This window comes from Bacteroides cellulolyticus, from assembly GCF_025567135.1.
GTDB classification, from domain to species: Bacteria; Bacteroidota; Bacteroidia; order Bacteroidales; family Bacteroidaceae; genus Phocaeicola; species Phocaeicola cellulolyticus.
Genome location: NZ_JAOQJJ010000018.1, coordinates 1 through 12,297 on the forward strand (window position 1 = coordinate 1; position 12,297 = coordinate 12,297).

Consider the following 12,297-nt stretch of genomic DNA (forward strand, 5'->3'; position numbering starts at 1 on the left):
ATGCAGGTGTAAAGCTGGAGACAGCAAAGCCGAGCATTACTAATTGCCCGTCAACTTTCATTGTCACGTGACACGTTAAGGATGTTATATACGTTTAGCCTTAAACAGAATTAGTTTTGAGACAGATTAGGCTTTTCAGTTTGTTGATTCATGTTGAGTCATAATGAAGATAAAGAAATTCAGGTGACTATAGCACGAAGGTTCCACCTCTTCCCATTCCGAACAGAGAAGTTAAGCTTCGTCACGCCGATGGTACTGCATATTGTGGGAGAGTAGGTAGTCGCCGTCTTAGAAAGAGAGATCCTCGAGGTAGAGATACTTCGGGGATTTTTTGCGTTTATACACTATTATGTAATGTATTTACAGACCTGATGTTAATCTAATGTTTAATATTGATAATCTTGTATAAAATCATCGATTTTAAATTCGTTTTCTTCATCCTTATTTCTTATATTTGAGCCGCTAAATAAGATTCTGACCTTAGAAATCTTATTTATACCTTGGTTATAAATAAAAACAATTTATTTACTAATATAATTATGGAAAATAAAATTCAAGAACTTACCGATAAGATATATCGCGAAGGTGTGGAAAAAGGAAACGAAGAAGCACAGCGACTTATCAGTGAGGCTCAGAAAAAAGCTGAGAAGATGATTGAAGAAGCCCAGAAGCAGGCTGATGAGATTATTAGTATGGCTAAGAAATCGGCTGATGAACTAAAGGAAAACACAAAGTCGGAATTAAAACTCTTTGCCGGTCAGGCATTAAATGCTTTGAAAACTGAAGTGACTAATCTGCTTACTAACCAAACAGTATCCGAAGCAGTGAAAAATTTCACAGCAGAAAAGGATTATCTTAACATGTTTATTGTAAATCTGGCCAAACAATGGGTAGAAAATGAACCTGTTGTTATATCAGTGGCTGATGCAGAGAACTTAAAGAAGTATTTTTCAAAAAATGCTAAGGATCTGCTTGATAAAGGAGTTAAGATAGAAAATGTAAATGGTTCGAAAGTTCTTTTTACAATTTCTCCTGCTGACGGTTCATATAAGGTTAATTTTGGTGAGGAAGAGTTTGAAAACTACTTTAAGGATTTCTTACGTCCACAGCTAGTACAAATGTTGTTTTAAAATAGGATTATGGATGCTTATTATTATCTAGTAGCCGGATTGCCTGATATATCATTGGAAGATGGCAAGCTGAGTTATACGGTTGATAGTTTTAAGTCGGAAATATACCCTGATTTGTCGGATAAAGATAAAAAAGTAATAGATTTGTTTTATCTTAAATTTGATAATGATAACCTTTTACATCTATTGAAAGACAAGGAATATACTGTAAGTACATCTGGAATTTTTAGTACTGAGGAACTTCTTACATTGATAGATACAGTAAAAGAGGGAGATATTCCCGATAAAAAGTTCCCATCTTATTTTGGTAAATTCATTTCTGAATATTTGACTCTTTCTCCAGAAGATGAGTATAGAGCCGGTGATATATTGGCATCTGAATATTATTCCTATGCAATGAAAAGTAGGAATAGATTTGTTTCTTCATGGTTTGAGTTTAATCTTAATCTGAATAATATCCAAACTGCAATTTCCGCACGTAAATATAAGTTGGATGTAGCTTCGGCCATAGTTGGTGATACAGAAGTATGTGAGCTTTTGCGTGTATCCAATGCCAGAGATTTTGGATTGGGAGAAACTTTGACATATTTGGAAAGTATTCAGAGAATAGCTGAAATAGATGATTTGGTAGAAAGGGAAAAGAAAACAGACCAACTGAAATGGGATTGGCTGGAAACTGAGTCTTTTTTTAATTATTTCACTGTAGAACGTTTATTTGTTTTCTTATTACAGCTTGAAATGATAGAAAGATGGATATCATTGGATAAAGATAAAGGTAATGAATTATTCAGAGCTATGATCAAGGCTTTGAAGGATGATGTTCAGATACCTGAGGAGTTTAGAAATTAGTTTAAATATAATAAAATGGCAACAAAAGGTAGTGTTATTGGAGTTATTGCCAATATGGTGACTCTAACTGTAGATGGTCCGGTGGCACAGAATGAAATCTGTTACATTTCTACAGGTGGTGACCGTCTTATGGCCGAGGTTATTAAAGTGGTAGGAACCAATGTTTATGTACAGGTATTCGAAAGTACACGTGGATTGAAGGTTGGTGCTGAAGCTGAATTTACCGGCCATATGCTTGAGGTAACTTTAGGACCTGGTATGCTGTCGAAAAACTATGATGGCTTACAGAATGACCTAGATAAGATGGATGGCGTTTTCCTGAAACGCGGACAATATACTTATCCTTTGGACAAAGAAGCTAAATGGCTTTTCAAACCAATTGTTAAGGCTGGAGATGAAGTTGGACCTTCGGCTTGGCTTGGAGAAGTAGAGGAAAACCATCAACCATTGAAAATCATGGTTCCTTTCCAGTTGACAGGAACATATAAAGTAAAATCTATAGTTTCGGAGGGTGAATATACTATAGAAGATACTGTAGCAGTTCTTACTGATAAGGAAGGAAATGATATTCCAGTAAATATGATTCAGAAATGGCCTGTAAAGAAGGCTATGACAAATTACAAGGAAAAACCACGTCCATTCCGTTTGCTTGAAACAGGAGTACGTGTTATTGATACTGTGAATCCTATAGTGGAAGGTGGTACAGGATTTATCCCTGGTCCTTTCGGTACTGGTAAGACAGTGTTGCAGCATGCCATTTCAAAGCAGGCTGAAGCTGATATTGTTATCATTGCAGCCTGTGGTGAACGTGCAAACGAGGTTGTGGAAATCTTTACTGAATTCCCTGAACTAGTTGACCCGCATACCGGCAGAAAATTGATGGAACGTACTATTATTGTTGCTAATACATCAAACATGCCTGTGGCTGCACGTGAAGCTTCTGTATATACAGCTATGACTATGGCTGAATTCTATCGTGCACAGGGACTTAAGGTTCTTCTTATGGCAGACTCTACTTCTCGTTGGGCTCAGGCACTGCGTGAAATGTCTAACCGTATGGAAGAATTGCCTGGACCTGATGCATTCCCTATGGATATCTCGGCTATTATCTCAAACTTCTACGGACGTGCAGGTTATGTTTATCTGAATAACGGTGCTACTGGTTCTATCACATTTATCGGTACTGTATCACCTGCCGGAGGTAACCTGAAGGAACCTGTAACAGAGAATACTAAGAAAGTTGCACGCTGTTTCTATGCGTTGGAACAGGAACGTGCCGACCGTAAACGTTATCCTGCTGTTAATCCTATTGATTCTTATTCAAAATATCTGGAATATCCGGAATTCGAGAATTATATTGCAGAACGTATTAATAGAGAATGGATAGGAAAGGTCAATGAATTGAAGACCAGACTGCTGAGAGGTAAGGAAATCGCAGAACAGATCAATATCCTTGGTGATGATGGTGTGCCTGTAGAATATCATGTTATCTTTTGGAAGTCTGAACTTATTGACTTTGTAATTCTTCAGCAGGATGCATTCGATGAAGTGGATTCTGTTACTCCTATGGAACGCCAGGAGGAAATTGTAAATATGGTAATAGATGTTTGCCATACAGAATTCAAATTCGATAACTTTGTAGAGGTTATGGAATACTTCAAGAAGATGATTAATATCTGCAAGCAAATGAACTATTCCAAATATAAATCTGCCGAATACGTGGAATTTGGAAAACAGTTACAGGAGCTTATTGCCGAAAGACGTGCTGAATAATTTATTTCATTAACTAAGAATCATAAAATGGCAACAAAAGCATTTCAAAAAATATATACCAAAATAGGCCAGATAACTAAAGCTACCTGCTCACTGAAAGCTAAAGGAGTGGGGTATGACGAACTGGCTATGGTTAACGGCAAACTTGCACAGGTTGTAAAGATTGCCGGAGATGATGTTACGCTGCAGGTGTTTGAGGGTACTGAAGGTATTCCGACAAATGCAGAAGTGGTTTTCTTAGGAAAATCGCCTACACTGAAGGTTAGCGAACAGTTGGCGGGACGTTTCTTCAATGCGTTCGGTGATCCTATTGATGGCGGTCCTGAGGTTGAGGGTGTAGAAGTGGAAATCGGTGGTCCTTCTGTGAACCCGGTACGCCGTAAACAGCCATCTGAACTTATTGCTACAGGTATTGCGGGTATTGACTTGAACAATACATTGGTGTCAGGACAGAAGATTCCGTTCTTTGCCGATCCGGACCAGCCGTTTAACCAGGTGATGGCTAATGTGGCTCTTCGTGCCGAGACAGATAAAATTATCCTTGGCGGTATGGGTATGACTAATGATGACTACCTTTACTTCAAGAATGTGTTCTCTAACGCTGGTGCGTTGGACCGTATCATCAGTTTCGTAAATACTACCGAGAACCCTCCTGTAGAACGATTGCTTATTCCTGATATGGCATTGACAGCTGCGGAATATTTTGCAGTAGAGCATAATCAGAAAGTTTTGGTTCTGCTTACAGATATGACTTCGTATGCCGACGCATTGGCTATCGTGTCAAACCGTATGGACCAGATTCCATCTAAAGACTCAATGCCAGGTTCTTTGTACTCAGACCTTGCCAAGATTTATGAAAAGGCTGTACAGTTCCCTAGCGGTGGTTCTATAACCATTATCGCGGTGACTACACTTTCTGGTGGAGATATCACTCATGCAGTACCTGATAATACTGGTTATATCACAGAAGGACAGTTGTTCCTGCGTCGTGATAGCGATATAGGTAAGGTTATTGTCGATCCGTTCCGTTCACTTTCACGTTTGAAACAGTTGGTTAGCGGTAAGAAAACACGTAAAGACCATCCGCAGGTTATGAACGCTGCCGTACGTCTGTATGCCGATGCAGCAAATGCCAAGACAAAAATGGAAAACGGTTTCGACCTTACAAACTACGACGAACGTACATTGGCTTTCGCTAAGGATTATGCAAATCAGCTTCTTGCTATTGACGTCAACCTCAATACAACAGAAATGCTTGATGTTACTTGGGGATTGTTCAGCAAGTATTTCAAGCCTGAAGAGGTTAATATTAAGAAGGAATTTGTTGATCAGTATTGGAAGAAGTAATCAAATTCAATAAAAAACAGAGAAATGGCTATTAAATTTCAATATAACAAAACCTCGCTACAGCAGTTGGAAAAGCAACTGAAGGTTCGAGTTCGTACGCTTCCTATAATAAAGAATAAGGAAAGTGCGTTGCGACTTGAGGTGAAACGTTGCAAAACTGAAGCTGTGGAACTGGAGGAACGTCTTGAAAGTCAGATTCAGGCGTATGAAGCCATGTTCGCACTCTGGAATGAATTTGATGCTTCATTGATAAAAGTGAAGGATGTTCATTTGGGCGTTAGAAAGATTGCAGGTGTCAGGGTTCCGCTACTTGAAGAGGTGGACTTCGATATCCGTAAATTCAGTATGTTCTCTGCTCCTAAATGGTATGCTGACGGACTTCATATATTGAAGACTTTGGCGCAAACTGCCATTGAGAGAGAATTTACACTCGCCAAATTGGGCTTGCTGGAACATGCGCGTAAAAAAACTACTCAAAAGGTAAACCTGTTTGAGAAGGTACAGATCCCTGGATATCAGGACGCATTGAGAAAAATTAAACGTTTCATGGAAGATGAGGAAAATCTGTCGAAGTCATCACAGAAGATTCTGAAGTCTATCCAGGAAAAGAGAAAGGAGGCTGAGGAATGATTGCTAAAATGAAAAAGCTGACTTTCCTTATATATTATAAGGAGTACGAACAGTTTCTGGAAAAACTGCGTGAACTTGGTGTAGTTCATATTTTTACGAAATCACAGGGAGCGGCAGAAAATCAGGAACTTCAGGATCGTATCCGATTGGCTGCAAAATATGCTGCTGCGATAAAATACCTTCAGGGAATGAATGTTGTAGCAGATAAGCATGAAGGTGATGCTGCTAAAGGAGAAAAAACTCTAGAGGTATTGTCTGAACTGCAGGCTGATCAGCAACAGCTGGTTCACAAGAAACAGGCGCTTGAAAAGGAAATTGTTTCGTTAGAACCATGGGGAGATTTCGACTCTGGTAATATTGAACGTCTTGGGAATGCCGGTTATGTAGTGAATTTCTATATATGCTCTGAAAAACAATTCAAAGATGAATGGATTCAGGCATATAATGCAACAGTTATAAACAAAATAGGTTCGAAAGTTTATTTTGTAACTATAACATCAGAAAAAGATGTTCCTGAACTTGAGGTGGAATATGCAAAATTGCCGGATAAATCTTTGAGTGGCTTGAAGGCTTCTGTTGAGAATCTTGAAAAAGATATAAACAAAGTGGATGAAAGCATCAAGGATTTGACAAGAACATCTATTGCAGACCTTGAAGTAGCTCAAAGGAAGGTCTATTCTGAAATAGAATTCTCAAAGGTTGTATTGACCGGAGATTCCTTGGCCGACAATAAGCTGGTATTATTGGAAGGTTGGGTTCCTGAAGTTAAAAGTGAAGATGTTAAGTCTTTCATGGATAATCAAGGAGCTTATTATGAGATTTCCAACCCTGCACCTGAAGATAATGTGCCTATATTGTTTAAAAACGATAAGTTCTCACGGTTGTTCGAACCTATCATAAGGCTGTATATGTTGCCTAAATATAATGAACTTGATCTAACTCCATTCTTTGCACCTTTCTTCATGCTGTTTTTCGGCTTGTGTCTTGGAGATACAGGATACGGTGCGTTTATGGTGTTTGCAGTTACTATATATAGGCTGATGGCTAAGAATATAAGTTCGGGCATGAAACCAATACTTACATTGGTGCAAATCCTTGGAGCTTCTACAATGGTATGCGGTCTGCTTACAGGAACATGTTTCGGATTTAATATTTATGATATCCAGGTGCCTTTCCTACAGAAGATGAAGGAAGCTATTTCACTGGATAATCAGCAGATGTTTAATCTGTCTCTTATCCTGGGTGGAGTTCAGATAATTTTCGGAATGATGCTGAAAGCTGTTAACCAGACTATACAGCTCGGATTTAAGTATGCTGTGGGAACAATAGGATGGATATTTGTGATCCTTAGTTCTGCAATAGCATTTGCCGGTGCAATGGAAATGGGTGGAACAGTACACATGGTGTTTGTGATAGCAGGATTACTTATGGCTTATCTTTACAATAGTCCAGGTAAGAATGTTTTCGTAAATATCGGTCTTGGACTTTGGGACAGTTATAATATGGCAACCGGATTGTTAGGTGATATATTGTCATATGTTCGTCTGTTTGCATTGGGATTGTCAGGAGGTATTTTGGCAAGCGTATTCAATAGTCTTGCAGCAGGTATGAGTCCTGACAATATAATAGCAGGCCCTATAGTTATGGTGCTTATATTTGTCATCGGACATTCAATCAATATCTTTATGAATGTTCTTGGTGCAATGGTTCATCCTATGCGTTTGACTTTCGTTGAGTTTTTCAAGAACTCAGGTTATGAAGGTGGAGGAAAGGAATACTCTCCATTAAAAAAATAAAATGTATTTCGTGTATATAAACTGAAAAAATAATAATAAAAAACTTTAGAATTATGGAAATGAATTTTTTGATTGCCTATATTGGCATAGCTGTTATGGTTGGTTTGTCTGGTATCGGTAGTGCATACGGAGTAACAATAGCTGGTAATGCATCTATCGGAGCACTTAAAAAGAATGACAGTGCTTTTGGTAACTTCCTTGTGTTGACAGCGCTTCCAGGTACTCAGGGACTTTATGGTTTTGCTGGCTACTTTATGTTCCAGAATATCTTCGGAGTACTTACTCCTGAAATCACTACTCTTCAGGCTTGTGCAGTGCTTGGTTCTGGTATTGGTCTTGGATTGGTTGCCCTTTTCTCTGCAATCCGTCAGGGACAGGTTTGTGCTAATGGTATAGCAGCTATTGGTCAGGGACACAATGTGTTTGGTAATACATTGATTCTTGCCGTATTCCCAGAATTGTATGCTATCGTTGCACTTGCTGCTACATTCTTGATGGGTTCTGCTATCACAGCTTAATATATAAATATAATATTTAGACTGAAAGCTGTCTCAATCTGATTGGGGCAGCTTTTTTATGTTATTGTGGATATGAAGTTTTTTTATAACTTTGTCACGTAATGTAAAAATATAGAATAATATGGGATATGGAAAATGGATAGGTGGCCTTATGGGTTTTGTTACCATGGGTCCTTTGGGTGCTTTGGCAGGTTTTGCCATCGGATCATTATTTGATAATGCAAATGAAAATACTATAGAAGGCTCAGACAGCCAGAATGAATATGCTGGACAGAGAAACAGCTTCCTGTTTTCTATGCTTGTTATGGCATCATATATAATACGTGCCGATGGAAGAATAATGCATAGCGAAATGGAATTTGTGAGACAGTTCCTAAGGAATAATTTCGGTGAGATTGCCGTTTCTGAAGGTGAACAGATACTTCTGAACTTGTTTGAACAGAGAAAGCAGATGGATAAGTCAAATCCAATGGCTTTTAAAAACACTATTCATGAATGTGGGGCGCAGATTGCGTCAAACATGTCGTATGAGGAACGTCTTCAGTTGTTACGCTTCTTAACTCAGATAGCCCAGAGCGACGGAAATGTATGTAAAGAAGAAATAGATGCACTCAAGGAAGTCGCCCTGGCAATGGGAATGTCACAGCAGGAAGTTGAGTCGATGTTAAACATGAGGGGCAAGTCTTTGGACGAAGCATACAAGGTTCTGGAAATTTCTCCGGATGCAACAGATGAAGAAGTGCGTGCGGCTTATAAGAAAATGGCTCTTAAGCATCATCCGGATAGGGTGGCAACTTTAGGAGAAGACATAAGAAAAGCTGCAGAAGAAAAATTCCAGGATATCAATAATGCAAAAGAACGTATATACAAGGCTAGGGGAATGAGATAAAAAATAATCGTGCTTTATAAAAGTTCTATTTTGTATAGTACAGATAGCAAAAACTGTGTTATATGTAATATATATAAAATAAAGTGCTTGGAAGTTTATCGAATAAGTGTTTTTTTTACGAAAAAAGAATAGTGCGAGTATTGAGATTTAAAAGAAATCATTACTTTTGCATCGTAAAACTTGAGATTAATTATATCGAATGATATGATTGATTATATCGAACAGTTTTCAAACTTTATTATAAAACCATTAAAAATTTAAACAAAATGATTAAAGTAGGTATTAACGGTTTCGGTCGTATCGGCCGTTTCGTATTCCGTGCAGCTCAGAAGAGAAACGATATCCAGATCGTAGGTATTAACGACTTGTGTCCAGTAGATTACTTGGCTTACATGTTGAAATATGATACAATGCACGGACAGTTCGACGGTACTATAGTTGCTGACGTTGAAAACAGCAAGTTGATTGTTAATGGCAATGAAATCCGTGTAACAGCTTGCAAAGATCCTAAAGAATTGGCATGGAACGAAGTAGGTGCTGAATACGTAGTAGAATCTACTGGTTTGTTCTTGACTAAAGAAAAAGCTCAGGCTCACATCGAAGCTGGTGCTAAATATGTAGTTATGTCAGCTCCTTCTAAAGACGATACTCCAATGTTCGTTTGCGGTGTAAACGAAAAAACATATGTTAAAGGTACTCAGTTCGTTTCTAACGCTTCTTGTACTACTAACTGCTTGGCTCCTATCGCTAAGGTTTTGAACGACAAATGGGGAATCACTGACGGTTTGATGACTACAGTTCACTCTACAACTGCTACTCAGAAAACAGTTGACGGTCCTTCTATGAAAGACTGGAGAGGTGGTCGTGCTGCTTCTGGTAACATCATCCCTTCTTCAACTGGTGCTGCTAAAGCTGTAGGTAAAGTTATCCCTGAATTGAACGGTAAATTGACTGGTATGTCAATGCGTGTTCCTACTTTGGACGTATCTGTAGTTGACTTGACAGTTAACTTGGCTAAACCAGCTAAATATGACGAAATCTGCGCTGCAATGAAGGAAGCTTCTGAAGGCGAATTGAAGGGTATCCTTGGTTACACTGAAGATGCAGTTGTTTCTTCTGACTTCTTGGGTGACACTCACACTTCAATCTTCGATGCTAAAGCTGGTATCGCTTTGACTGATACTTTCGTTAAAGTTGTTTCTTGGTATGACAACGAAATCGGTTACTCTAACAAAGTATTGGATTTGATCGCTCACATGGCTTCTGTAAACTGCTAATCAGTAACAAAACCATATATTTAAAGCCGTCTTGTTTTTCAAGGCGGCTTTATTCGTTTTATAAATAATATAATTTATTTTGCATATTAATAAATCATTTAATACTGTTGTACTGATATTTACTAAAAAAAACTATCTTTGTAAATATAATAGTTATACGTTAGATGAAATATTTTTATGGGATATGATTTTATAACCATATTGGGGCCTACGGCTTCAGGTAAAACTGTTTTGGCTGCATCTTTGGCGAAGGCTATTGATGCCGAAATTATAAGTGGAGATAGCAGACAGGTGTATCGTGGAATGGATTTGGGAACAGGAAAGGATCTCAAAGATTATGTAGTTGACGGTTATCATGTTCCTTATCATTTGATAGATATTGTTGATCCGGGTTATAAATATAATGTATTTGAATTTCAAAGAGATTTCCTAGATGCGTACAAAAATATAAAATCGAGGAATAAAGAAGCCATTTTATGTGGAGGAACCGGAATGTATATAGAGTCTGTACTAAAAGGATACAGACTTGTTCCTGTGCCTGAGAATAAAGAGTTGAGGGACAGTTTGTCATGCAAGTCTCTTGAGGAACTGACGGAAATCCTTTCAAAATATAAAAAATTGCACAATTCCACTGATGTCGATACCGCAAAACGTGCTATTAGGGCGATAGAAATAGAAGAGTATTATCTGAATAATAAAGTTGATGAGAGACCTTTTCCTGATTATAAAAGCATAATAATAGGTGTTGACATAGATAGGGAATTAAGACGTGAAAAAATTTCAAGGCGCCTTCGTCAAAGATTGGAAGAAGGAATGATAGATGAAGTTCGGGGCTTGTTGAATTCCGGTATATCGGCTGATGATCTTATATATTATGGATTGGAGTATAAATATCTGACCTTATACGTCACAGGTAAGTTGAGCTATGAGGATATGTGTTCTCAACTTGAAATAGCAATACATCAGTTTGCCAAACGACAGATGACTTGGTTTAGAGGAATGGAGAGAAGGGGATTCTCTATTAACTGGATAAATGCAGAATGGAGTCTGGAACGTAAGGTAGATGTAATATTGAATCTCATTAATAAAACTGATAATTATTGACAGCTAAGGAAATATTATTCGATTGTTGTGTAATCAAAATTTTAGTATTATGGCAGTAGAACCTAACAGATGGGGTATTATATATAATCCTAAAGCGGGAAGCAGAAAAGCGCAGAAAAGATGGGCGAAAATTCGCGAGTACATGGATAGTCAGAATGTAAAATATGATTATGTACAGTCTGAAGGATTTGGTTCGGTTGAAAGGCTTGCCAGAACTTTGGCTAACAATGGATATAAAACCATTGTGGTAGTGGGAGGTGATGGAGCAATAAATGATGCCGTAAACGGAATCATGCAATCGGATATAGAAGAAAAGCATGAAATAGCCTTTGGTATAATACCTAATGGAATAGGAAACGATTTTGCCAAATATTGGGGGCTTGATTCCGATGATTTTAAAGGGGCTGTTGATGTGTTAATCAACAGACGTCTGAGAAAGGTTGATGTTGGAGTTTTCAGTTTCTATAATGGTGATGAGCAAAATTGCAGGTATTTTCTTAATGCTGTGTATATGGGGCTTGGAGCCAAGATTGTTATGATAACAAATGAAACAAAAAGGTTCTGGGGAATACCTTTTATTTCGTATTTGTCGTCATTGGTTTTGGTCGCTTTCGAACGCAAACTGCACAGAATGCATTTGAAACTTAACAACGAACATATCAGAGGAAGGATAATGGCTGTCGGAATAGGCAGTTGCAGAGGCTATGGACTTACTCCAAGTGCTGTTCCTTATAACGGATGGCTTGATGTGTCAGTGATATATAGGCCGCAGTTAAGGGAGTTGATTTCCGGATTGTGGATGCTTCAGCAGGGAAGAATATTAAATCATAAGACGGTTAAGTCATATAGAACGAAGTCTGTAAAAGTGTTACGTGCCAGAAATGCCGAAGTCAGTATTGATGGTAGATTGTGGACAGAAAAATATTATCCGTTTGAAGTGACAGTATTGCCTGAAGCTCTCACTCTTATCATTCCACGTTGATT

At 38.2% G+C, this 12,297-nt stretch carries 11 protein-coding genes and 1 rRNA gene; all 12 read left to right on the forward strand.

Annotation, left to right across the window (positions count from 1 at the left end; translation table 11 throughout):
* The first annotated feature begins 179 nt into the window (after positions 1-179).
* The 12 genes from rrf to OCV82_RS12885 all read left to right on the forward strand — a co-directional run bounded on the left by rrf (position 180) and on the right by OCV82_RS12885 (position 12,295).
* Positions 180-289: ribosomal RNA gene (gene rrf / locus OCV82_RS12830) — 5S ribosomal RNA — on the forward strand.
* 250 nt (positions 290-539) lie between these two features.
* Positions 540-1,130 (forward strand): hypothetical protein, encoded by a 591-nt coding sequence (locus OCV82_RS12835; protein ID WP_154044760.1) that lies wholly within the window; start codon positions 540-542, stop codon positions 1,128-1,130.
* 9 nt (positions 1,131-1,139) lie between these two features.
* Positions 1,140-1,979 carry a DUF2764 family protein gene (locus tag OCV82_RS12840; protein ID WP_154044761.1) on the forward strand — a complete coding sequence of 280 codons (840 nt, stop codon included), beginning with the start codon at positions 1,140-1,142 and terminating at the stop codon, positions 1,977-1,979.
* A 15-nt stretch (positions 1,980-1,994) separates the two neighbouring features.
* On the forward strand, positions 1,995-3,752 hold the full coding sequence (locus tag OCV82_RS12845) for a V-type ATP synthase subunit A (protein WP_154044762.1): 1,758 nt from the start codon (positions 1,995-1,997) through the stop codon (positions 3,750-3,752).
* Positions 3,753-3,779: 27 nt separating this feature from the next.
* Complete coding sequence (locus OCV82_RS12850; RefSeq protein ID WP_154044763.1) at positions 3,780-5,099, forward strand: V-type ATP synthase subunit B; 1,320 nt, start codon at positions 3,780-3,782, stop codon at positions 5,097-5,099.
* A gap of 24 nt (positions 5,100-5,123) precedes the next feature.
* On the forward strand, positions 5,124-5,729 hold the full coding sequence (locus tag OCV82_RS12855; RefSeq protein ID WP_154044764.1) for a V-type ATP synthase subunit D: 606 nt from the start codon (positions 5,124-5,126) through the stop codon (positions 5,727-5,729).
* The gene (locus OCV82_RS12860) at positions 5,726-7,525 is read left to right on the forward strand and encodes a V-type ATP synthase subunit I (RefSeq protein ID WP_154044765.1); all 1,800 of its coding nucleotides are present in this window, start codon (positions 5,726-5,728) and stop codon (positions 7,523-7,525) included. Before OCV82_RS12855 ends, OCV82_RS12860 begins: the two co-directional genes overlap by 4 nt.
* Positions 7,526-7,578: 53 nt before the next feature.
* On the forward strand, positions 7,579-8,043 hold the full coding sequence (locus tag OCV82_RS12865; RefSeq protein WP_154044766.1) for a V-type ATP synthase subunit K: 465 nt from the start codon (positions 7,579-7,581) through the stop codon (positions 8,041-8,043).
* A gap of 121 nt (positions 8,044-8,164) precedes the next feature.
* Positions 8,165-8,932, forward strand: coding sequence for a TerB family tellurite resistance protein (locus OCV82_RS12870; protein ID WP_154044767.1), 768 nt, complete (start codon positions 8,165-8,167; stop codon positions 8,930-8,932).
* A gap of 266 nt (positions 8,933-9,198) precedes the next feature.
* Complete coding sequence (gene gap / locus OCV82_RS12875; protein ID WP_154044768.1) at positions 9,199-10,209, forward strand: type I glyceraldehyde-3-phosphate dehydrogenase; 1,011 nt, start codon at positions 9,199-9,201, stop codon at positions 10,207-10,209.
* A 177-nt stretch (positions 10,210-10,386) separates the two neighbouring features.
* Positions 10,387-11,313: a tRNA (adenosine(37)-N6)-dimethylallyltransferase MiaA gene (gene miaA / locus OCV82_RS12880; RefSeq protein ID WP_154044769.1), complete on the forward strand. Its 927-nt coding sequence runs from the start codon at positions 10,387-10,389 to the stop codon at positions 11,311-11,313.
* Positions 11,314-11,362: 49 nt separating this feature from the next.
* Positions 11,363-12,295 (forward strand): diacylglycerol/lipid kinase family protein, encoded by a 933-nt coding sequence (locus tag OCV82_RS12885; RefSeq protein WP_154044770.1) that lies wholly within the window; start codon positions 11,363-11,365, stop codon positions 12,293-12,295.
* Positions 12,296-12,297: the final 2 nt, after the last annotated feature.

Coding starts and splice junctions, on each gene's coding strand:
- OCV82_RS12835 (WP_154044760.1), top strand. CDS start 540: ATGGAAAATAAAATTCAAGAACTTACCGATAAGATATATCGCGAAGGT.
- OCV82_RS12840 (WP_154044761.1), top strand. CDS start 1,140: ATGGATGCTTATTATTATCTAGTAGCCGGATTGCCTGATATATCATTG.
- OCV82_RS12845 (WP_154044762.1), top strand. CDS start 1,995: ATGGCAACAAAAGGTAGTGTTATTGGAGTTATTGCCAATATGGTGACT.
- OCV82_RS12850 (WP_154044763.1), top strand. CDS start 3,780: ATGGCAACAAAAGCATTTCAAAAAATATATACCAAAATAGGCCAGATA.
- OCV82_RS12855 (WP_154044764.1), top strand. CDS start 5,124: ATGGCTATTAAATTTCAATATAACAAAACCTCGCTACAGCAGTTGGAA.
- OCV82_RS12860 (WP_154044765.1), top strand. CDS start 5,726: ATGATTGCTAAAATGAAAAAGCTGACTTTCCTTATATATTATAAGGAG.
- OCV82_RS12865 (WP_154044766.1), top strand. CDS start 7,579: ATGGAAATGAATTTTTTGATTGCCTATATTGGCATAGCTGTTATGGTT.
- OCV82_RS12870 (WP_154044767.1), top strand. CDS start 8,165: ATGGGATATGGAAAATGGATAGGTGGCCTTATGGGTTTTGTTACCATG.
- gap (WP_154044768.1), top strand. CDS start 9,199: ATGATTAAAGTAGGTATTAACGGTTTCGGTCGTATCGGCCGTTTCGTA.
- miaA (WP_154044769.1), top strand. CDS start 10,387: ATGGGATATGATTTTATAACCATATTGGGGCCTACGGCTTCAGGTAAA.
- OCV82_RS12885 (WP_154044770.1), top strand. CDS start 11,363: ATGGCAGTAGAACCTAACAGATGGGGTATTATATATAATCCTAAAGCG.